At 56.9% G+C, this 19,542-nt stretch carries 20 protein-coding genes and 1 pseudogene; 9 read left to right on the top strand and 12 right to left on the bottom strand.

Annotated elements, in window-relative coordinates; all coding sequences use genetic code 11:
- Nucleotides 1-108: 108 nt before the first annotated feature.
- The 5 genes from V1289_RS30815 to V1289_RS30795 all read right to left on the bottom strand — a co-directional run bounded on the left by V1289_RS30815 (nt 109) and on the right by V1289_RS30795 (nt 3,989).
- A complete protein-coding gene (locus V1289_RS30815) occupies nt 109-528 on the bottom strand; it encodes a DUF5681 domain-containing protein (RefSeq protein ID WP_334401566.1) in 420 nt (139 codons plus the stop codon).
- A 282-nt stretch (nt 529-810) separates the two neighbouring features.
- Nucleotides 811-2,121: a site-specific DNA-methyltransferase gene (locus tag V1289_RS30810; protein ID WP_334401564.1), complete on the bottom strand. Its 1,311-nt coding sequence runs from the start codon at nt 2,119-2,121 to the stop codon at nt 811-813.
- Nucleotides 2,122-2,218: 97 nt separating this feature from the next.
- Nucleotides 2,219-2,728: a hypothetical protein gene (locus tag V1289_RS30805; protein WP_334401563.1), complete on the bottom strand. Its 510-nt coding sequence runs from the start codon at nt 2,726-2,728 to the stop codon at nt 2,219-2,221.
- A gap of 23 nt (nt 2,729-2,751) precedes the next feature.
- On the bottom strand, nt 2,752-3,390 hold the full coding sequence (locus V1289_RS30800; RefSeq protein ID WP_334401561.1) for a hypothetical protein: 639 nt from the start codon (nt 3,388-3,390) through the stop codon (nt 2,752-2,754).
- 305 nt (nt 3,391-3,695) lie between these two features.
- Nucleotides 3,696-3,989, bottom strand: a complete 294-nt coding sequence (locus V1289_RS30795; protein WP_334401559.1) for a LexA family protein — start codon at nt 3,987-3,989, stop codon at nt 3,696-3,698.
- A gap of 37 nt (nt 3,990-4,026) precedes the next feature.
- Between V1289_RS30795 and V1289_RS30790 the strand changes: the two genes are divergently transcribed.
- Entirely contained in the window at nt 4,027-5,148 is a 1,122-nt protein-coding gene (locus V1289_RS30790; RefSeq protein WP_334401557.1) for an IS630 family transposase, read from the top strand.
- 48 nt (nt 5,149-5,196) lie between these two features.
- Here V1289_RS30790 and V1289_RS30785 read toward each other — a convergent pair whose 3' ends face one another.
- Nucleotides 5,197-5,439 carry a hypothetical protein gene (locus tag V1289_RS30785; protein ID WP_334401554.1) on the bottom strand — a complete coding sequence of 81 codons (243 nt, stop codon included), beginning with the start codon at nt 5,437-5,439 and terminating at the stop codon, nt 5,197-5,199.
- Between the two features lie 1,690 nt (nt 5,440-7,129).
- Between V1289_RS30785 and V1289_RS30780 the strand changes: the two genes are divergently transcribed.
- Nucleotides 7,130-7,369, top strand: coding sequence for a hypothetical protein (locus tag V1289_RS30780; RefSeq protein ID WP_334401552.1), 240 nt, complete (start codon nt 7,130-7,132; stop codon nt 7,367-7,369).
- A 590-nt stretch (nt 7,370-7,959) separates the two neighbouring features.
- Nucleotides 7,960-9,195 carry an IS701 family transposase gene (locus tag V1289_RS30775; protein WP_334401550.1) on the top strand — a complete coding sequence of 412 codons (1,236 nt, stop codon included), beginning with the start codon at nt 7,960-7,962 and terminating at the stop codon, nt 9,193-9,195.
- A 483-nt stretch (nt 9,196-9,678) separates the two neighbouring features.
- On the opposite strand, the gene V1289_RS30770 is transcribed toward V1289_RS30775, so the two are convergent.
- Complete coding sequence (locus tag V1289_RS30770; RefSeq protein ID WP_334401548.1) at nt 9,679-9,864, bottom strand: hypothetical protein; 186 nt, start codon at nt 9,862-9,864, stop codon at nt 9,679-9,681.
- A gap of 359 nt (nt 9,865-10,223) precedes the next feature.
- Between V1289_RS30770 and V1289_RS30765 the strand changes: the two genes are divergently transcribed.
- Complete coding sequence (locus V1289_RS30765; RefSeq protein WP_334401546.1) at nt 10,224-10,508, top strand: DNA -binding domain-containing protein; 285 nt, start codon at nt 10,224-10,226, stop codon at nt 10,506-10,508.
- A 355-nt stretch (nt 10,509-10,863) separates the two neighbouring features.
- Here the strand turns inward: V1289_RS30765 and V1289_RS30760 are convergent.
- The 3 genes and pseudogenes from V1289_RS30760 to V1289_RS30750 all read right to left on the bottom strand — a co-directional run.
- Nucleotides 10,864-10,989: pseudogene (locus V1289_RS30760) on the bottom strand (integrase core domain-containing protein); the annotation flags it as partial.
- 220 nt (nt 10,990-11,209) lie between these two features.
- Complete coding sequence (locus V1289_RS30755; protein ID WP_334401544.1) at nt 11,210-12,346, bottom strand: tetratricopeptide repeat protein; 1,137 nt, start codon at nt 12,344-12,346, stop codon at nt 11,210-11,212.
- Nucleotides 12,347-12,821: 475 nt separating this feature from the next.
- Entirely contained in the window at nt 12,822-13,208 is a 387-nt protein-coding gene (locus V1289_RS30750) for a hypothetical protein (RefSeq protein WP_334401542.1), read from the bottom strand.
- Nucleotides 13,209-13,294: 86 nt separating this feature from the next.
- On the opposite strand from V1289_RS30750, the gene V1289_RS30745 reads away from it, so the two are divergent.
- Genes V1289_RS30745 through V1289_RS30735 form a run of 3 tightly spaced genes read left to right on the top strand, consistent with a single transcriptional unit; the run spans nt 13,295 to nt 16,691 of the window.
- A complete protein-coding gene (locus tag V1289_RS30745) occupies nt 13,295-14,866 on the top strand; it encodes a recombinase family protein (protein ID WP_334401540.1) in 1,572 nt (523 codons plus the stop codon).
- Complete coding sequence (locus V1289_RS30740; RefSeq protein ID WP_334401538.1) at nt 14,863-15,774, top strand: plasmid partitioning protein RepB C-terminal domain-containing protein; 912 nt, start codon at nt 14,863-14,865, stop codon at nt 15,772-15,774. The genes V1289_RS30745 and V1289_RS30740 overlap by 4 nt, the downstream gene beginning before the upstream one ends.
- Nucleotides 15,771-16,691 (top strand): plasmid partitioning protein RepB C-terminal domain-containing protein, encoded by a 921-nt coding sequence (locus V1289_RS30735; protein ID WP_334401536.1) that lies wholly within the window; start codon nt 15,771-15,773, stop codon nt 16,689-16,691. Before V1289_RS30740 ends, V1289_RS30735 begins: the two co-directional genes overlap by 4 nt.
- A 212-nt stretch (nt 16,692-16,903) precedes the next feature.
- On the opposite strand, the gene V1289_RS30730 is transcribed toward V1289_RS30735, so the two are convergent.
- Nucleotides 16,904-17,581 carry an RES family NAD+ phosphorylase gene (locus V1289_RS30730; RefSeq protein WP_334401534.1) on the bottom strand — a complete coding sequence of 226 codons (678 nt, stop codon included), beginning with the start codon at nt 17,579-17,581 and terminating at the stop codon, nt 16,904-16,906.
- Nucleotides 17,578-18,015: an MbcA/ParS/Xre antitoxin family protein gene (locus V1289_RS30725; protein WP_334396176.1), complete on the bottom strand. Its 438-nt coding sequence runs from the start codon at nt 18,013-18,015 to the stop codon at nt 17,578-17,580. The genes V1289_RS30730 and V1289_RS30725 overlap by 4 nt, the downstream gene beginning before the upstream one ends.
- A 190-nt stretch (nt 18,016-18,205) precedes the next feature.
- Between V1289_RS30725 and V1289_RS30720 the strand changes: the two genes are divergently transcribed.
- Both V1289_RS30720 and V1289_RS30715 read left to right on the top strand, forming a co-directional pair.
- Nucleotides 18,206-19,099 carry a 3'-5' exonuclease gene (locus V1289_RS30720; RefSeq protein WP_334401532.1) on the top strand — a complete coding sequence of 298 codons (894 nt, stop codon included), beginning with the start codon at nt 18,206-18,208 and terminating at the stop codon, nt 19,097-19,099.
- A 215-nt stretch (nt 19,100-19,314) separates the two neighbouring features.
- Nucleotides 19,315-19,491 carry a hypothetical protein gene (locus tag V1289_RS30715; RefSeq protein ID WP_334401530.1) on the top strand — a complete coding sequence of 59 codons (177 nt, stop codon included), beginning with the start codon at nt 19,315-19,317 and terminating at the stop codon, nt 19,489-19,491.
- Nucleotides 19,492-19,542 lie beyond the last annotated feature (51 nt).

The raw sequence follows: 19,542 nt of genomic DNA, 5'->3' as shown, positions 1-19,542 counted from the left end.
TTCACTTGTCCCGCTGACACGAACGGCACGGACAACGACGCGAGCCACTCATAGGAAAAAGGGAGCGCAAGATGCGCTCCCATTAAAGATCATTTAGCTCTGAGCTATTCAAGGCATGCGGCAATAGGGATCCAGGCTGGCCTTTAACAGCGTGACCACGCGCTTGAATTCGTCTGTTACATCTTCAGGATTCTTACGGATACGATATTCGGCATCCGCAATCGCCTCGAGGTTCGAAAGCTGCAACTTCAAGTGCTCCAACGTATATCGTTCCCGCCTCTTATTATATTCGATGATCGCCTTCATATCGCCTGAAGCGGCCTTGAGAATTAACTGCATGTCGATTGCGTGGCTCGCAGGAACCAGCTTTCGCTTCCCCTTCTCTGTAATGGGAATAAGAGTTTCAGCAGCATTAAAGAAATCCTCCCTAAGCTGCTCGTCCGAAATCCTGAGCGGCATCTTTCGCCGGCGACCGCGCGGATTTCCGCAAGTACCCTTTTCGAATTGACCTAAATTATTACGGCCCATTGCGGCCTCCCCAATTCATGGAGCGCGCCACAAAACAAAATGGCGCGGCTCCAGATGATTCCAAGTCTGCGGATGCAAAACTTGACCCATCGGGCGTCACGCCGTCATTTTCGAACTACTTGCCGGATTTGTGCATCACGCAAAGTCCCAAATGGACCCCACCCAGCTCTCGTCACGAGGCATGTTGGTTATAATAGATATCGGCATTTTGAGCAAGTGGAACGGCTCAGTTGTGCCGATGCACCAGAGGTTTTTGCGATTTCTTCAATCTCACAGTAATGATTACTGCAAGGGATCGCCCCTGCGCTGTTCGACCTCTGCGAATGTTTCGTCGGTGACCGCCATCGTGGCCTGTTGGCCTGTGTAAGACTGCCAACGGCGAATGGCCACATCGACATACAGCGGATCCAATTCGATGGCCCGCGCCCTGCGACGGGACTTGTGCGCAGCCATGATCGTGGTCCCCGAGCCGGAAAATGCGTCCAGCACAATGTCGCCACGGCGCGAACAATCCTTGATCGCGTCGATCACGAGCGCGGTCGGCTTCACGGTTGGATGCATTTCGAGCTCGGCATCGCGGCCGGACCGAAACGTGTTCACGCCCGCGTAGTCCCAAACGTTTGTTCGGTAGCGTCCGTGCTTTCCGAGTTCGACCGTATTCACATGCGGCGCAGTACCGACCTTATAGACAAACACCAACTCATGCTTGGAACGGTAAAACGATCCCATCCCACCATTGTTTTTGTTCCAGACACAGAGATTCTTGAGTTCAGAATAGATTCCGCTGGCGGCATTCATCACCTCACCAAGGTGGCGCCAGTCCATGCAGATGAAATGCACGGCTCCGTCGATGCTTGCCGCTGCCAGGTTCCCAAAGACGGTCTTGAGGAAGTGCTCGAACTCGGCCGAGGTCATTTCGCCGGACGCCATCTTGAATTCGCGGTGCTTGACCGCGCCGAGCCCGCCGACATGACCGTCGATCCGAACGTTATAGGGCGGGTCGGTAAAGACGAGACGCGCCGGCTCGCCATCCAGCAGGTCTTCGTAGGAAGCGGGATCGCAGGCATCGGCGCAAAGCAAGCGGTGGTCGCCGAGATGCCAGAGGTCGCCCAGTCTTGAAACTGCCTCGGTATGCGGGGGCGCAAGGAGATCACTTCGGTCCACCCGTTCCGCTTCGGTAGGGCCATCGACCAGTAGGTCGATTTCGGCGGTCTCAAACCCCGTCACTTCCAAATCGAAGCTGATCTCCGCCCCGACCAGTTCCCGCCACAGCCCCTTCAGCTGGTCTATTTCCCAGTCAGCGTTGAGGGCGATCTTGTTGTCGGCCAGCGAGAAGGCAATCTTTTGCTCCGCCGTGAGGTGGGAAAGCCGCAACACCGGGACCGTCTCAAGCCCTGCAATCCGGGCCGCCTCGCACCGCCCATGCCCGACCAGGATGACCCCATCCTCATCGACCACAACGACACTGTTGAACCCGAACTCACGGATGGAGCCGGCGATCTGACTAAGCTGCTTTTGGGAGTGCTGGCGGGCATTCCGCGGGTTCGGCTTAAGCTCGGCGATGGGCAGGTGTCCGATTCGAAAATCACTCATAAGCGCCTCCTTCCAGGAGGTCTATGTATATCAGTAAGTATAGTATACTTCAATCTCACTTCGCTGAGGCCTTTGATTTTGGGCGATGTGGTTAAGCTCAGCCGCGGATGGTGATCTCGACGTCTTCTGGTTTGACGCCGAAGGTGACGGCCAGCGCCTTTTTAGCTTCCGCAATCGTCATCCTGCCCTCCCCTGCCATGGCGGCCGGCCGCGGCGGCATCGGCTTGAACTTCAATCCGCGCAACTCGATGCCCAAGTCTTTCAGCGTGCCATATACAACGGGGTTACGCAGCTCCTTCCTCCAGATTTCGGCAAGCGCAAGCTCGGCGTATTCAGATATCTGGATCCGGTAGCGCGGTTGGTTTCGCTCATTTTCGCTGCCGTCGATCTTTGCGAGTCCGGCAATTCGACCGACAAGGAAGGCAGCCCTGTGCGCAATCCCTTCAGCTCGATTTTTCCAGTCCGATCTCCTGCAACAGACGAGATATTCGAGACGGCCGGCGTTCTTCGGATTTAGAACCCAGTTCCCCGAACCTCCCTCATCCAAAATGCTCTGCTTACTCTCTGCAGTGAACACGACGACGGCGGCTTTTTCGTCCTTGGGCATCTGATCTCAATCCTGCCAATCCCTCAATCGTCGTCCCACGACAACAGAGCCTTCCGAGTAGCCCCGTGGGCGACCATCAGATCGTCTGCAGCCTGATGAAGCAAGCGGCTAGGTGCATGATGCCCGTAGGCTCCCCGCTCGTTGCGCAACCCATGAACCAACAACAATAGCTTATCCGCCAATTCACGAGGCCCGCGGAAGCCCGCCGCTTCGCACAGCCTGACTACACGGCGACGCTCGGCCTGCCAATACTGCTCGATCTCCGCGAGCAGTGGGTTCCTCGAACCTACTTCGAGTTCTGCAGCTGAGCGGGCTAGGAGCCGTTCCGGCTCGAAGCGATCATCCCTTCGCCCTTCCTCGAAAAACATCCAGTATCGCAAACGTCCTTCGGGATCGTTTGGGTATTTTCCTTCAACCTCTCGCCAATAATTCTCCGCTTCCTGAATTAGCGACTTCAAAAAAATGGAAATAAGACGCTGAGGATGACCGAAGTGTTTTAAGACGGTATCGATATTCGAAGTCGCCTCATGCGCAATCGAATGAGGACTCACCCGAATACCAAAGATCCGAAACATTTTATCGGACGTTTCCAGAATGCGCTGCTTTGCGGGCTTGTCCAATAATGAATGGGTAGGCTGTACCGTCTTGAGATCCTTTTTCACCGGAAAATCCCTCTACACATGTGCCCCATATACATAGCACAAAGTATGCCAGAAGTATCTGATCTATCCGGGCGCAGGTGGAAGTGGTCCTCGATGGTCCAAGCACGTCAACGGTTGGGCGAGCTGCCGCGACCAGGTAAGAAAATTGGTAAGCCCATGATTTATTTATGAAAACTGAATGCGTCAGTGACTCCAACTGAGCCGGCTGGGCAAATCTGCCCTCATTTGAAGGATTTTGACCCTGTGGCGGGGGCGGAAGAAGACTAAATCTCACCCATGGCCTTCCTAGTACCTCGTCACATTGATTATGACTGGTTGATTCCGAGCCAGTTCAGGATGGGCAGGTCTTTCGGAGCAACGAGGATTTGGATGCTTCGGGCGACGCCGGGTTGACGCCTGATGAGACCGTTTCGTTCGAGCGTCACGATCATCTGGTGGACCGATGGCGGGCTGACTTGAAAGTGGCGCTGCATGTCGGCTTCAGCGGGCGGGCGCCGGAACATGTGCGCGTAGGTGTAGATGAAAGCCAGGTACTGGCCTTGCTTTTCGGTGAAGCCTTGAGCCGTGAGGCTGCGAGCGGCGCCTGATTTTCGATTCATTTGTCGATTCGTCCGGTCCTCCGACAAGGAGGTCGGGATGAATCTACGTTATCGGGTCGCATTGAGCCAAGCCGAACGCAGCGAACTCACCGCGATGTTGAGCAAGGGCAAGCGGGCCGCCCGCAAGCTCAAGCGCGCCCAGATCTTGCTGGCGGCCGATGCCGGCCGCAGCGATGAAGAGATTGCCCGCGCCGTGGCGGTGGGCGGTTCCACCGTGTACCGGACCAAGCGGCGCTTCGTGGAAGGCAATCTGGAACGGGCGCTGAGCGAGGATCCGCGTCCAGGCGCGGAGCGCAAGCTCACTGGCAAGGAGGAAGCCCTGCTGGTGGCAACGGCTTGCGCAACCCCTCCGGAGGGTCGCGCCCGCTGGACGTTGGAGCTTTTGGCCGACGCCATGGTCAAGCTCACCGGGCACGAGAGCCTGTCGGGCGAGACGGTACGCCGGCGGCTGGCCGAAAACGGCCTCAAGCCATGGCGCAAGGATATGTGGTGCATTCCAAAGGTCGATGGCGAATATGTCGCCCGCATGGAAGACGTGCTCGACCTCTATGCCGAAGCGCCTGATCCCGACCGGCCGGTGGTCTGCTTCGACGAGAGCCCGGTCCAGCTCATCGGCGAGGTTCGCGAGCCGATCCCCGCCGAGCCGGGCCAACTCGAACGCTACGATTGCGAATATCGCCGCAACGGCACCGTCAATCTCTTCGTCTGCGTCGACGTGCATCGGCCCTGGCGCAAGGTCAAAGTCACAGAGCGACGGGCGGCAGAAGATTACGCCCAATGCATGCGCGAACTGGTCGATGTCCATTATCCCGATGCCGCGTGCATCCGGGTCGTGCAGGACAATCTGTCGACCCACTCCGTAGGCGCCCTCTATGCGGCATTCGCACCCGCCGAAGCCCGGCGCATCTTGCGCCGGCTGGAGTTCCACTACACCCCCAAGCATGCCAGTTGGCTCAACATGGTCGAGATCGAGATCGGCGTACTCCGCGGCCAGTGCCTGGACCGCAGAATCGACGATCCCAAGCGTCTGATCAGCGAAATCGCCGCACGGGAGCAGCAACGAAACGCCGCCGCTGCCCGCATCAAATGGATGTTCACAACCGAAAAAGCCCGCGCCAAAATGGGCCGCGCTTATCCCGCAACGTCCAAAGAGTCATAATCACTGTGACGAGGTACTAGGCCGTTTAGGCGGCTATCGCTTTTTGGCCTATTTCTTTCGCGCCATCGCGTCCCTGCGCTTCACAGTCCAATCAGTTTTTGGATAGCCGTTCATGAAGTGCTTGCCGGCTTCGTCGAGGCTGTCGAATAGCTGTAGCAGTTCCTGCTCTAGCAGGCCGACGCGCGGACGCGGCAGTGTGGTGACGGTGGCGGGCATTGCCGCGGTCGCCGGTGCAGCGCCTTTCGGGCGCCGCTTGCGGGGAAATTTGATCACGTAACAGGACATGCTCATTTGGTCACCCTGCGCGATGCCGGCGATTACATCGCGAACTTGCCGAAAAGGAATCGGACCTGCCCGAATGGCAGGATGCGGTCCAAGCGCTGATGCTGGTGGAGCGCGGCGGGCCGATGATGTTCGCGCGCAATGGCGTGATGCGAGCATTGAGCCGCGACCTCAAAACTGCTTAGCAGCCACGCATCTCAAACATGGTAACGCCACAAAGTAGCACCAAATCGGGTGGAACCTAAAATGCGAGACAAGGGGTCCACGAAGGTAGGGGTCCACATGATCTGGCTGCTCGTTTTCGTCTTGATTTGCGCAATCAACGTCGTGGCTGGCCGAGCCCATAGCCGATATCTCGACAGGCTCGAAGCGAGATCGGACTCTATCCAGCTATTTCTGGGCGGTTCCCCTGACTGCGTGGATCAAATCAAGCCTGTTGACCATTTAGCGGCGGAAAAGGATCGCAACTCCACGAGCCTCGCGCCGGGCGGGGATCGGCTTCATGACGCTCGCCGACGCAAAGTCGCTGCTTAGAGTGAGCGCCAAAGCGCGCGTTCGATCAGCCAGCACTGATGGCCAGATGAAGTGCGGCTATCCGATCTGGAAGCGCGGTTTGCATGCAAGGCGTGCGGCAAACGTGGTGCCGACGTGCGGCCGGACTTTCACTGGAACAAGCCGCCCGTCGCGGCGCTGGGCTATCGCTAGTGCCGTGGTCGAGGTTACACTGAGGAGTACGGCTGCTGCGCTGCTACCCGCCGCTTCAAGAGGTGGATTTAGTGAAACGCGGCGATCCCCGCTGCGGTGACAGATTCGAGAACCGGGACTCGTCTGGCGCGGCGCGCACCGCGCTTCCCAAGGAAGAAGCAGACACGCCCCGCACATCCGACACCAGGAACATCGCCAATGATCAAAGAGAGACTAGGAATATTGATAGTGACTTTTTTACTCTGCGTTCCGCTGTGCGCGCGCGCTCAGAGCACGTACACCCAAGGCGGCATTCGCAATGGATATGGCGGCGGATCAATTGGTACAGCGAGTTCGCCGACTTCGGCCAACACCGCTGCAGGATCGGCTTCGATCACCCCATCGGTAAATCGCAATTCGATGGGAACCGGCCAGAAGCCGTCCGAGGGCGCTCTTGGGCTTACCCCTCAACTTCAAAAAGAACTCGGGATTAGTCGGCAACAATAGTCAATCCATTGCATCCCTGAGGGGAGTTTCTGTCGCTGGTCAGTTTTGATTACTCTCTGGCTGTCTGTATTTCAGGCCGCACCTCGCACGAAAAACCCGCCGGGGTGAGCCGGCGGGCTGATAAGGCCACGAAACCATTTTCCAAGTCCGCGAAGCCGGCCGGAAACAAACCCGGCCTAACATCTCCTCATTAGACCAGAGGGGATTCGGTCATGCGGGACTTCATCAACGTTTTGTATCGCGAATTTTGCCTGGCACGTCTGGTTGAGATGCGGCAGTTGGAACTTAAGAACTGACAGTCGCGATTATGAGAAGCGAAACGCCGGTCATGGCAACCGTTTTGACGGCACTGGCAGTTGCCACGGTGGTCCGGGCAACGATAGGCCCGCCACAGCATCATTCGACTAAACCAGCCCGGGTCGCAATCAAGCAGTAAAAGAGAGGCCCGGCGCACGACGTTGCCGGACGACATACGCCGAGCCCCACCAGACCGTGGATTTCCCCTGGGATGGCCCTGTTTAAACTTGGCAAGATTCTTGGCAAAATTGCATTGGTCGCACGCGAGCAGAAAATCACTCTTGGAGAAATGCGCCACTCAGGCCCTCGCCGGCTGCTGGTCTACTGCGGCGACTACAAGTGCTCGCACTCAGTCAAGATCAACGGAGAACGCTGGCCCGATCAGGTCTGGCTGTCAGACCTTGAGCCGCTGTTCGTCTGCCGGGCCCTGCAGGATTTCTGTGATCGCTAGCCAGACTTGACCGTCACACCAAACGCCCTCTTCAGGTCAGTGACCGCCCATCTATTGCCTTTTTTTGGGCGAGAATGACAGTCTTAGCATTCCCCGTAACCTAGCGGCCACCGCAGGGGGGGAGGCTGCAATGACGGATCGATCCCACGAGATCCCGCAGGACGACCTCCGTAACCTTGTCCGCGTTGTCTCAGCTTGCACATTAGGCCTCTGGGCATTCGCAGCAGGTTTGCTGATCGGCGTCTTCCTGTTTTCGTGATCGAGGGCCTGCCCGAGCGGTCGAATTTTTTTGGCGCACCCGGCCGCCGCGCAAGAGACGATGCCGGGGTACTGGCCGAAATAAGTGTCTAAACCCGAATTTAATGGGATCGGCGGATCGCAAAACCTACATCGAAATTGTGTCGGCTCCCTCCGGCACACCTCCCTGGACTGCGGCCCCAGCTGCGCCCCCGCGCTGGGGCCGTTTCTTTGGATCACCCGCCGGATCAAAACAGGCCACTGCTCGCCGACCGGTACTGGCCTGTTTCGATCCCTAGGTGGCCTAGCACTACAGTTGCCTTTTATGCAGTTTTCTGAATCCATGGGCAACCATGATTCGAAGATCGTGGACGCGGCCAGCGTCGATTGAAGAGACGCTTGCGCTGTGGGCGGCGTCGCTTCGTGAGATCAAGAAACGGATACGTCCGTTGTTCAATCAAGATCGTGTTGCGAGGAATGCAGGCTTGTTTCTGGAAAGCCTGCTCGGAGATGAGCAACGCAAGACCGGTTGGATGCGCGCGGAGGCAGCTGGCGATCCCGGTCCTTGGCGGCAACAGGCGATCCTGGGTCGCAGGGATTGGGATGCTGATGGTCTGCGCGATATCGTCCGCGATTATGTCATCGAGCATTTGGCGGATGACGATGCGGTGCTGGTGATCGACGAGACCGGCTTTCTCAAGCAAGGCAAGGCGTCGTGCGGGGTGGCGCGGCAATACACTGGTTCCGCCGGCAAGATCACGAACTGCCAGATCGGCGTCTTCGCCGCCTACGTGTCGCGCCACGGTCATGCGTTCATCGATCGCGCGCTGTATCTTCCGAAGGAATGGACCGACGATCCAGATCGTCTGGAAGCCGCATATGTGCCTCCCGGTGCCGGCTTTGCGACCAAGCCAAAGCTTGCAACGAGCATGATCGCACGCGCCATAGCCGCGTCTGTACCATTCAAGTGGGTTGCCGGTGATACTGTCTACGGTGTTGGCGATATCGAACAGCAATTACGCCGGGCAGGCAAAGGCTACGTGCTCGGGGTCAGCAGCGCTCATGTATTTCAATCCTGGGGCAAGCGGCGATCGGTCGCCGGCAAGGCCGCGGACATCGCTCGGACGCGGCGCGCGTCCGATTGGAAACGCCTGTCGGCAGGGGCCGGAACCAAAGGACCGCGGCTGCACGATTGGTGCTATCTCGAATTGGCCGATCTCGAGGTCGAAGAATTTTACAGCGCAAATCATGGTCTTTGGACACGAGGTCTGCTGATCCGTCGTCGTATCGCCGATGGCGATCTCGCCTTCTTCACCACCTGGTGTCCAGCGGGAACATCCATCGAAACGCTGGTGGCGGTCGAAGGCCATCGGTGGGCGATCGAGGACAGCTTTGAGACCGCGAAAAACGAGTTCGGGCTCGATCACAACGAGAGCAGATCCTGGCATGGGTGGCATCGCCACGTTTCCCTGGTGATGCTCGCCTTCGCCATGATGGCGGTGATCCGCCATCGCGCCAATTCGCCGCCGCCCAAAAAAACGAAACGCCGAACCACGGCAAAACTCAAAATATCACCAATCCGTCATTGATCCGTTGGTCAATCCAGGAAGTCCGCCGCATCGCCATCAGGCTCGCCCGAAAGCGGATCCAACCCGCACACATCATCGCATGGTCACTCTGGCGCAGAGCTCACCAGGCCGCCGCCCAACGGGCCCACTTCAAAAAACGACAACTGTAATGCTAGTTTGAAAATAGCAGTGGCCTAGTTTCAATTTAGGAACCCGGCCGCCCGGCCCAAGTTTATGTTCGGGGCGACAAAAACGCGGGTGCAGTCGCTCGCCTAACACAACAACGTGGTCAAGGCATTCCCGTCGGATCGAACCGATCAGCCTTTCAGCATATGCGTTTTCACGACGTTCAAGAGTTCGTTCCGGTCGAACGATGCTTGCCGCGGGTTCGACACGGCGAAAGGATCGAGCCGGAATGTTTCGTGTTATCCGGGAACGGGATAAACGAATGGGCCTGCGCATGGCGGCGCGACATCCTCTGAAATGTTTTGGACTCGATCAGCGCTAGCGCTCGCGGTCGACCATTCGCATGTAACTCATGCGATCGAACCAGGATGGATCGCCTCCCCCGCCGTTGAGGTACCAGGACCATGCCCGGGCTCTCTCCATATCGGCGCGCTCGGTCGCTGACAGATGGCCGACGTGTTCGCCGAACGGATTCCAGATTTCATCCAAAGAGTCCCGGGGCATCGGTGTTCCTCCGCGCTTTGCCCGGCCAGTCTACAACCGCTCGCGAAATGCGGGTGCATGAAACATCAGCGGTTCGCGAAGTTTGCAATTCATTCCCTTCAATGACCGGGTTCGCATGAACCCGGACTAGGCCCGCGCCAATGAGCGGGGTATGGCGGTCAAGGCCGCCGCCCTGGCGGCGCTCGCCCTGGCCTTGACGGCCATGGGGTCGCAGACCCTGGTCTTCCAGTGATGCCCGGTCTGCATCGCGTGATGCACGACCAGCAGGCTTGACCAGAAGACTTCTTTCCGTAACCTTCAAGCGCTAGAAACGACACGTCCAGGCGAGATACCAGCTTGACCGCTTGCGAGTTTGTCCAATGAAAAAGCCGCCGCTCGATCCCGATATCGCGGACACCGCGCCCACAGATGCGATGCTGACACGTTACGACGAAGAGCACATCATCACCTATTTGCGCCTGCTGGACGCGGATGCGGACGGCGCGGACTGGCAAGAGGTGGCGCGCATCGTGTTGCATATCGATCCGGAACGTGAACCGGAACGCGCCCGGCGAGCCTTCGACAGTCACCTCGCCCGCGCGAGATGGATGACCGAGCAGGGCTACCGGCAGCTGTTGCGAGGCGGCGCATCGAATCTGAATTGATGATCGCCTGTCCCGCGTGAGCCGCAGGCGTAGCGCAGGAAAAGAGGCGTATCAGGCGGAGCGCAGCGACGACAACTCGCCGACGCCGAGACCGGTTAAAAGGGCACCCGCAGGAGCGTGAGCATAGCGACGCCGCAGGCAGCACGCGGGACCGAGTGCCCCCGGCGAGGCGTTCATTATCTTTTGCGCGAGGGATTGTCACCGGAGGCCGAGACCTGTGCCTGTCGTAAATCAAATCCGAACATATTGGTGGTGCAGGCCGCCCAGGACCGAACGGCAGAATGGTCCCGGCCAGTTTGACGGCGCGCGAGACCGGCGCATCCTTCTCCAACATGTACGACAGCAGTATATGACGGAGGTGTCGCTCGCCGAACACAACAACGTGGTCAAGGCACTCCCGTCGGATCGAACCGATCAGCCGTTCGGCATATCCATTTTGCCATGGGGAGTGCGGCGATGTCGGCCGGTCACGAATGCCCATTGATCGAAGTCTTCGGATGAAGACCTCACCATAGGCCCCATCCCGGTCACGGATCAGGTAGCGGGGAGCCTGCTCCCAACCGCATGCTTCCGTGACCTGATTTGCGATCCATTCTGCAGTGGGGTTAGCTGTGACGCCAAACCACAAAATTTGTCGTCTGCCGTGTCCTCGCCATCGACGGCGTCGGTCTCGATGTCCCATCCGTATCGGACGCCCATGTTCAGTTTTTCCCTTGCGAAGCAGTCGCAGTTCGAGGTGGCGGCAGCACGAATTTCCCTGGCATCATTGCCTCCGTTCGATGTGTGACTGAGAAAGCATTGCCGAAAAAGGGCAGGCTCGCCTCATTCGCTGGGAGCGATCGCGTTTTGGCCAGGTTCGTCCAGATAAATGGTAGTTTTACTTTTTTTTTGGAAGTCGATTTCTTTGGAGATGCCGATGTTTTCAACTGATCAAGCCTTGATTGTATCGCTACCGCCTGAGGATACGCATCGCTAACGGTCAACAAATGGGACATGACCCTTTCTGCCAAGAGCCTCGCCGCTTTCTCATAATACAATTTCGAATCAGCGCGGCAGCTCTCGTCACGGTATGTCTGTAGGAGATCGAAATTCGATGCAGCCACACCCAAATAGGCCTTCATTAGCTGTGCCGATTGAGAATCATGATCGATGTGTTCAATTGCGTCTTTCATCGTCGAGATAACTTTGTCCAAACCTTCTCGCTTCTTTTCGATCCGTGCCAACTCGTTGTAGGCGTCGGTCATAATGAAGGTTGAATCGATCCATCTATCTCGCACTTCGCCAGGTTGCCAAATGAGGAGGGCGGACCCCTTTGCAGCTATGGACTTTTTGAATTCATCTATCTCACCGGTGACTTTGCCAATCTCAAGGTGTGCAATCCCAAGGTTGGTTTGGGTGTGCGCCCAAGATGAAGAGTCTCGTTTCTGATTGATGTATTCGAGGGCTTGGTTAAACAATCGCGCGGCTTCTCTTAGCGCTTCGAGATTGTTGGTCTCTTTGCCTAATTGAAAGTTGGCTATCGCAAGATTGTATCTAACCTGTCCCTTTACATAATTGCTTGAACCGGCATCGCTTTCATATGCCTGCTTAAGATATTCAAAGCTCTTCTGTTCCATTTTAGGATCATGCGATTGCTCTCCTATGTTGCGATAGGCAACGGCTAGGTTTGAGAGGGCCGTTGGATCGCTCGATAAGTATCGGGCGCCATTCGGGTTCGCCAAAAGCTTTTCATATATCGAGACTGTTTCGAACGGACGATTCATATGAATATTGCATGCTGCGAGGTACTGCATTGCAGCGATCCAATCGTGCGATCCCACCTCCACCTTGTTGACCATGCCATCGAGAATAACCCCCACAGACTTACTGGCGGAGAGAGAGGAGCTGGGATCGAACCTTCTCTGCGTAGACCAGAGTAGTCTAGGGAACCCAGGCGGATCAGGTTCCCTTTAAAGGGGACGGCCCACCCAGCTCCCCCGGTCAGACCGCAGATGGCTGTACGGCCCCCAGCCTGCCGCGCCCCCGCGGCCAGCCAATCGATAGCCGCGACGAGCGCACGGCAAACGCCCGACATCGGCGCCATGCCCAGGTCGAGCACCCTGATTGACCGGATCCGCGAGCCCGGCGCGGGGTCATCATCCGGATTAGGCCGGCCGATGTCGCCCGCCCGGCGGCTCGCGGGTGAAGGGCTTGCGAATCCCCCAGCCGCGCGCCATGGCGGGATAAAGTCCGCCTTGTACTTCGCCGGACAGGGCTATGGTTGGTTGGCTTGTACTCCATCGAGCGCAGCGCCGAGGCCTCCAACCGAGGGACTTACTCCCCGATGATGGCCATCAACTCCAACACCTTTTGCCTCAGATCCTCTACGTTTCCACCTACAAACCGATCGTGCCGATCCGCCATCAACAAAATGGCATTTAGCACCTGGTCTGAATGCTGAGCCAATACTACGAGGTGTCGGCCGCAGGGTGCGTATCGTCCTGAAATCCAATTTCTGACCGTGCGCTCATTCGCACCCGTCCAGCCCGCCACCAACTTCGCGCGCGAGTTTCGATCCTTGAGCTCCGACGTCAGTGCCGACGCAATTTTCATCGCGAAGGCATGATCGTCAAGGCTGAAATCCGAACCGCCGTGCCCGCCCCTTTTGGGAAAGGACTTACCCCTTTTCGGAAAGGACTTACCCTTTTTTGGAAACGACATTCCAGCCTCCTGTCCCGTAGGATCAGGCGGGTAACTCATGAACGCCTTGGGGGAGGCCGGCAAACTCGCGTTGGATTGGGTGCTGATTGACAAAGCGCATCAAAAGCTTCGGCAAGAGCTCAAATCAAGGGGAAGGTCCTTCTCTAGCCGCCGCCTATGTCCGGATGTCGACGGATCTCCAGAAATACTCCACCGAAAATCAACTCGCCACGATCCGTCGCTATGCCGAACAACGTGGCTTCTCGATCGTGCGAGTCTTTGAAGATTCCGGCCGTAGCGGTCTAAGAATAGACAATCGTGATGGATTGCAATCTCTCATGCTGGAAGTGGAATCTGGCACTGCCGAATTCCAAGCGATTTTGGTTTATGATGTCAGCCGCTGGGGGCGATTTCAGGATGCGGATGAAGGTGCATATCACGAGCACGTTTGCTCTCGTGCGGGAATCCGCGTCCACTATTGCGGCGAGCAATTCGATAACGACGGCAGCATCGGTTCGATCCTGCTAAAGAACGTCAAACGGGTCATGGCCGGCGAATACAGCCGCGAGCTTTCGGTCAAGGTCTTTGCGGGGCAATGCCGACTTATCGAACACGGTTTTCGCCAGGGCGGTCCTGCCGGATTTGGTTTGCGACGCCTCTTGATCGATGAGGGTCGGAACCCCAAGGGTGAGCTCGGCCGTGGTGACCGAAAGAGCCTCCAAACCGATCGTGTTGTGCTTACCCCTGGTCCGCTTGAAGAGATCGAACACGTTCACAGCATCTATTTGATGTTCGTTGAAGAAGGAAAGTCGGAGCGGGAAATCGCGTTAGCTCTAAACCAATGGGGCATCTTAAGCGATCTTGGTCGTCCGTGGACCCGTGCATCGATCCATCAGATTCTGACTAACGAAAAATACATTGGGAACAACATCTTTAATCGCGTTTCATACAAATTAAAGCAACGCCGTGTGGTCAATCGGCCAGACACCTGGGTTCGGGCGGATGGCGTCTTCCCTTCGATCGTAGATCGAGCGCTTTTTGAGCGCGCGAGAGCCATCATCGACCAGCGGGGCAATCATTATTCCGACGAAGAGTTGCTCTCCCTGCTCCAGGCCGTCCTTGACGAAGAGGGATCGTTGTCTGGTCTTATCATCGATGAGCGCGACGGCATGCCTTCGTCGAGCCTATATCGGCACCGATTCGGAAGCCTTTTGAGGGCTTACAACCTGATCGGTTACGCGCCAGATCGTGATTATCGGTACATCGAAATCAACCGGCACATACGCGAGTCCTTCCCCGGAGTGTTAGCTGAAATTGTAGCGGGCCTCGAAAGTGTGGGCGGAACCGTCGTCTGTGACCCCATAACTCAGCTCCTTCTGATCAACAAGGAATTTACGGCATCCATCGTATTAGCGCGGTCCTTCGAGACCCAGGCCGGAGCGCTTCGATGGCAAATTCGCTTTGACACGGGTCTTGCGCCGGACGTCACGGTTGCCGTTCGCCTAGATCGCTCGAACGAACGCCCCCTCGACTATTACATTCTTCCAAGTATCGACATGAATGCTAGCCGGATACGGATGGCGGAAGACAATGCACTTTCGCTCGACGCTTACCGATTCGAATCGCTCGATTTTCTCTATTCGATGGCGGCCCACACCTCATTTCTGGAGGTAGCATGACCAAATCCAAATCGCGAGGACCTAAACATGTAAAGACCATCCCGATTGACCAGATTCGCTTTCTAAATCCGAGAGTGCGCAATCGCCGCAATTTTCAGGAGATCGTGCAGAGCATCGCCAATGTCGGGCTCAAGCGTCCGGTCACGGTTAGCCCACGAAAGAGCAATGCGGACTCGGCAAGCTATGATCTTGTGTGTGGCCAGGGCCGGATCGAAGCGTTCATTCAGCTCGGTCAGACAGAGATTCCGGCCATAGTCATTGAGGCCGAGGAAAGCGATTGCCTAGTTATGAGCCTGGTTGAAAATTGTGCCAGGCGCCAGCATCGAGCTATCGACCTGTTGCAGGATATCAGCACGCTGCGCGGCCGCGGCTATAGCGACCGCGAGATTGCACCAAAGATCGGCGTTAGCGTCGAATACATTCATATGATTGGCGCCCTATTGGAAAAGGGTGAGGAACGGCTCGTCACGGCTGTTGAAGCAGGCATTCTTCCCCTCAATATGGCGATCGAGATTGCAAAATCGAGCGATGAGGATGTTCAGCAAGCTCTGACGCAGGCGTACACGGAAAAGAAATTACGCGGAAAGAAGCTGGTCGCAGTGCGCAGGATTATCGAGCAGCGACGGCGCAGCGGCAAACACATTCATGACAGCCGGTTTGGACGGCGCGACGGCGCCAAGCGACCGCTTACCGGCGAATCGATCATTCGTGTCTATCGCCAAGAGGCGGACCGCCAAAAGCTGCTCGTCAAGAAGGCCGAGGTCACACAAAGCCGATTACTGTTCATCGTCGAGGCTATCCGAGAGCTTCGCGACGATGAGAATTTTGCAAATCTGCTTAAGGCCGAGCGTCTCGACACTATGCCTGCCTTTCTGGAACAGAGGATCGCCGATGGATTAGCGATATGAGCAAACCAGTTGATACCAGTTCCTCAAACACGATCACCCAGGCTTTTGGCTCCGATTTCGTGGTGGTGCAGATCGCCTCGATCTTGCCGGTCAAGGCGATCGAGAAAACCGTAAAATCCAGTCACAAATACCACCAGATTGCAGCCTCTATTCGCGAGATCGGACTGGTCGAACCCCCCGTCGTCATTCAGGACACAAGAGATCCCAATTCCTACCTATTGCTTGATGGCCATTTGCGGATCGAAGTGCTTCGCGACCTGGGGGAGAGCGAGGTCGAATGCCTGGTCTCGACCGATGATGAAGCGTTTACCTACAACAAGCGCATTAGCCGCCTGTCTCCGATCCAGGAGCAGCGAATGATCGCCAAAGCGATCGAGCGCAACGTCCCCAAGGATAAGATCGCACGGGCCCTGGACATCAATGTTCGCAGCATATCGCGTAAAGTTCAGCTGCTGGACGGGATATGCGAGGAGGTCGTCGGCCTATTGAAGGACAGGATGTGTCCACTGGCTGTCTTTGATGTTCTGCGCAAGATGGGCCCCCTGCGTCAGATCGAGGCCGCCGAACTCCTGATTAATGCCAACAATTTTTCTGTCAGTTATGCGTCAGCCATACTGGCCAGCACTCCCCAGGCCCAGCTGGTCACGCCACAGACGCCAAAACGGTTGAAGGGCATGACAGCCGAAGCTATTGCCCGCATGGAACGCGAGCTTTCCCGATTACAGGAAGCGATATCCTCGATCCAGGATTCTTATGGTCAGGATCACCTGCATCTCACTGTCGTAAAGGGCTATCTCCGCAAGTTGATCAGCAATGATCGCGTCGCGCGCTATCTCGAGCAGTATCAGCCTGAGCTATTTATCGAGTTTCAGAAGATCGCCGACATGACGTCAACGCTTCCGAGCGAAGCGGAATAAGGCAAAAAGGGGACCCGGACCCATAAGCGCGGGGACCGCAGGAGAAGCCGCACGCTGGGGCGGATCAATTGCGGCGATGGGGATGGCGGCGAACCCGTCCGGAGCCCATCAGGCTGGTCGAGTTTTCGCTGGCCGGACAGATGAAATGTGTGTCAGCGTGCGAGACCGGCGCACGCTGACACCTGTGACACGGTTATTCAAATCCGATAAAATCAGCCCGCGCTTATTTGTGTCACCTGAGGTTCTGGGTGGCCTTCCCATTTGCATTCGAAGTGCGCACCCGTTCGCACGTTATTGACGAGAGCGGGGCGGAAGCAAACGATACACTCGCCACCCGGATTGCGGACGCTGCGGTACCACAGGCCGTTCGATCCTCTCTCCAAGAGCGTGGCACCGAGCTGTTGGCCTGCGACGTAGCTATTCGGATCGTGACACGCATCGAACTCTGGGCTCGCTCGCACGTCATGAAATTCGGTTTCGAAATCCGCCAGGTACTGACGCATCTGAACCGTCGTTTCGAGGATGCCGCTTTCGGCGATCTCTTTGGTCCTGTGAAAAACTGTCTCCTTAATCGCAGTCTCAATTGACAGCGCCGCATACCAGGCGCCGCGGTCACTGCTCGTAAAGCGGCCACCCGTCTCGTGCGGGTGACAGTACGCTGCCATAATCGCGGTCGCATTGGCGCGTCCCAATACCCATTCCGGAGCCGGAAGAATGCTGAGCACACCAAGCTCGGCCGATATTCGATCGTTGGTCCAGCCTTCAAGCTCTGCGACCGCTTCAAAATCTTGGGGCGACGTGATGAGGTCGAGGATCCCGGTCGGCGGATAGCGGCTTGGGATCAGGCGATGCGTATCCTTCAGGCTCGCCACACTAATCGGCGGGCTCAATTCCAGCCACCTCGTCGGGCATCAAGCAGCCGCCGGACCCGATACAGCCCATCCATCCCGCCATCCGCCGTCATCCATTCGATCGGCGGGCGCCCACCAAATAGCGGATTGGAGTTCGGCAGCCTGATCCAGCGGTCTGCGAAGTCGGGGTAGAGAATATGAAGCGCCTTGAAGATGCCGATCAGGAGCGAGATACGGGTGAGGGCATCGTAGGACAGCGTACCGACGTTACCGTTGCGATAGTTGTGATAGGTCGATTCGCTCGGCCACCCCAACAGCGCGCGACGCTCGCCGACGGAGAGCTTCCAACGGTCGGCAAGATTGAAGAAGGTGCGCATCGCAGGCCCGGACATCTTCTTGCGGACGTCGGGGTCTGATCGACGGTCCAAAGCGACCGGCTCGGCGATGGTTGGGACCTTTTCGGGGATTACCATGCTAAACTCCAAATATGGAGTATATACTCCAGATCTGGAGATAGCTCAAGCGCAGCGCCATGAATCCTATTGATTTGGCAGGGGATTTAGGCTTATGGTCCTACACTATGATTAATTACCCAAACATTCGACCCGTGCGTAGCATAGGGTTGCCGTCCCATTTCGCGCCAAAATCCGCCCGAGCACGCGAATGACGACTATCGACCAAGACCTCGCCGCCATGGCCCAAACGCTCGAAGAGTCAGGAGAATATCGCGTTCTACGACGATTGGCCTTTCGGCAGCGGTTTTCGACACCGACGGAGCTCACCAAAGTCGGAATTTTACTCGACGTCGAGACCACCGGCCTGGATACCGCCTCTGACGAGGTGGTCGAGCTCGGTATGGTCAAGTTCTCCTATCATCCAGACGGCACGGTCGCAGCCGTCCTCGATAGGTTTAGCTCTCTCAACGAGCCAATCAAAACGATTCCCGAAGAAGCCATCAAGCTCCACGGCATCACCAACGAAATGGCCGCCGGCCACAAAATCGATGGCGATTCCGTCACCGCGTTTGCTTCCGACGCCGCGATCATTATCGCCCACAACGCGGCCTTCGACCGCAAATTTGCCGAAAGATATTGGCCGATTTTTGCGACCAAGCCTTGGGCCTGTTCGGTGAGCCAAATTGAATGGCGCGCCCACGGATTTGAAGGATCAAGGCTGGGCTATTTACTCAACGGCATCGGGTTGTTTCACAGGTCACACCGGGCCGTCGACGACTGCCATGCGCTGTTGGAAATTCTGGCGCACACCATTTCTGGCACTGAGCGAACCGCGTTGTCGTTGCTGCTTGAGAACGCCCGCCGAAAAACCATTCGGATTTGGGCGGAACAAGCCCCGTTCGATCTCAAAGACGAACTCAAAAAGCGCGGCTACCGCTGGAGCCCAGGCGATGAGGGCCGCCCGAAAGCCTGGTATGTCGATATCGACGAGGCCAAGCGAGACGACGAGATCGCGTATTTGAGACAATCGATTTATCTTCGGGATGTTGATTTGTTCGAACAGACCCTGTCGGCATTGGATCGATTCTCGATCCGAATTTAGCGGGATCCACCTGGCACTCGGTTTCGCCTACGCTTAAAGGCCGATTCGAAATCGTAAACCATCATCGCTCGTCAGCTTCGGTTTACCAGACCCTTTAAGCTTTCACGGCAGCAGCCGTGACATGGTGGCTGCCAGATCGGGGACACACCTCGACAGGGAAAGCGTCAGGTCAGGCCGCCAAGCGCGCCTGACCCGCTATCTTCTCGGGGAATGCAATGCGCGCGAAGACAACGCCACAGCGGTCCAAGCGCAAAAAGGCAAAGACCCAGCAGACGCCGGCCTATACCTCGCCGACGTTGCTAATGGCCACGCGAAACCTGATCAATATGGTCGCGGTCGTTACGACCTCGGGCGCGGTTCTGCTCACGCTTCTTGCCGCCAAATATTTTTGAGCCGGACGCGGATGAGAAATTATGGAATATTGGCGGGGTGCATTGCAGCAT

This window comes from Bradyrhizobium sp. AZCC 2289 (assembly GCF_036924615.1).
Classification (GTDB): Bacteria; Pseudomonadota; Alphaproteobacteria; order Rhizobiales; family Xanthobacteraceae; genus Bradyrhizobium.
The sequence above is the reverse complement of the archived record's forward strand: the minus strand, read 5'-3'. Positions and strand labels throughout refer to the sequence as shown.

Excerpts from the sequence above, each read along its gene's own strand:
- V1289_RS30815 (WP_334401566.1), bottom strand. The coding sequence starts at position 528 with ATGGGCCGTAATAATTTAGGTCAATTCGAAAAGGGTACTTGCGGAAAT.
- V1289_RS30810 (WP_334401564.1), bottom strand. The coding sequence starts at position 2,121 with ATGAGTGATTTTCGAATCGGACACCTGCCCATCGCCGAGCTTAAGCCG.
- V1289_RS30805 (WP_334401563.1), bottom strand. The coding sequence starts at position 2,728 with ATGCCCAAGGACGAAAAAGCCGCCGTCGTCGTGTTCACTGCAGAGAGT.
- V1289_RS30795 (WP_334401559.1), bottom strand. The coding sequence starts at position 3,989 with ATGAATCGAAAATCAGGCGCCGCTCGCAGCCTCACGGCTCAAGGCTTC.
- V1289_RS30790 (WP_334401557.1), top strand. The coding sequence starts at position 4,027 with ATGAATCTACGTTATCGGGTCGCATTGAGCCAAGCCGAACGCAGCGAA.
- V1289_RS30785 (WP_334401554.1), bottom strand. The coding sequence starts at position 5,439 with ATGAGCATGTCCTGTTACGTGATCAAATTTCCCCGCAAGCGGCGCCCG.
- V1289_RS30780 (WP_334401552.1), top strand. The coding sequence starts at position 7,130 with ATGGCCCTGTTTAAACTTGGCAAGATTCTTGGCAAAATTGCATTGGTC.
- V1289_RS30775 (WP_334401550.1), top strand. The coding sequence starts at position 7,960 with ATGATTCGAAGATCGTGGACGCGGCCAGCGTCGATTGAAGAGACGCTT.
- V1289_RS30770 (WP_334401548.1), bottom strand. The coding sequence starts at position 9,864 with ATGCCCCGGGACTCTTTGGATGAAATCTGGAATCCGTTCGGCGAACAC.
- V1289_RS30765 (WP_334401546.1), top strand. The coding sequence starts at position 10,224 with ATGAAAAAGCCGCCGCTCGATCCCGATATCGCGGACACCGCGCCCACA.
- V1289_RS30755 (WP_334401544.1), bottom strand. The coding sequence starts at position 12,346 with ATGGTCAACAAGGTGGAGGTGGGATCGCACGATTGGATCGCTGCAATG.
- V1289_RS30750 (WP_334401542.1), bottom strand. The coding sequence starts at position 13,208 with ATGTCGTTTCCAAAAAAGGGTAAGTCCTTTCCGAAAAGGGGTAAGTCC.
- V1289_RS30740 (WP_334401538.1), top strand. The coding sequence starts at position 14,863 with ATGACCAAATCCAAATCGCGAGGACCTAAACATGTAAAGACCATCCCG.
- V1289_RS30735 (WP_334401536.1), top strand. The coding sequence starts at position 15,771 with ATGAGCAAACCAGTTGATACCAGTTCCTCAAACACGATCACCCAGGCT.
- V1289_RS30725 (WP_334396176.1), bottom strand. The coding sequence starts at position 18,015 with ATGGTAATCCCCGAAAAGGTCCCAACCATCGCCGAGCCGGTCGCTTTG.
- V1289_RS30720 (WP_334401532.1), top strand. The coding sequence starts at position 18,206 with ATGACGACTATCGACCAAGACCTCGCCGCCATGGCCCAAACGCTCGAA.
- V1289_RS30715 (WP_334401530.1), top strand. The coding sequence starts at position 19,315 with ATGCGCGCGAAGACAACGCCACAGCGGTCCAAGCGCAAAAAGGCAAAG.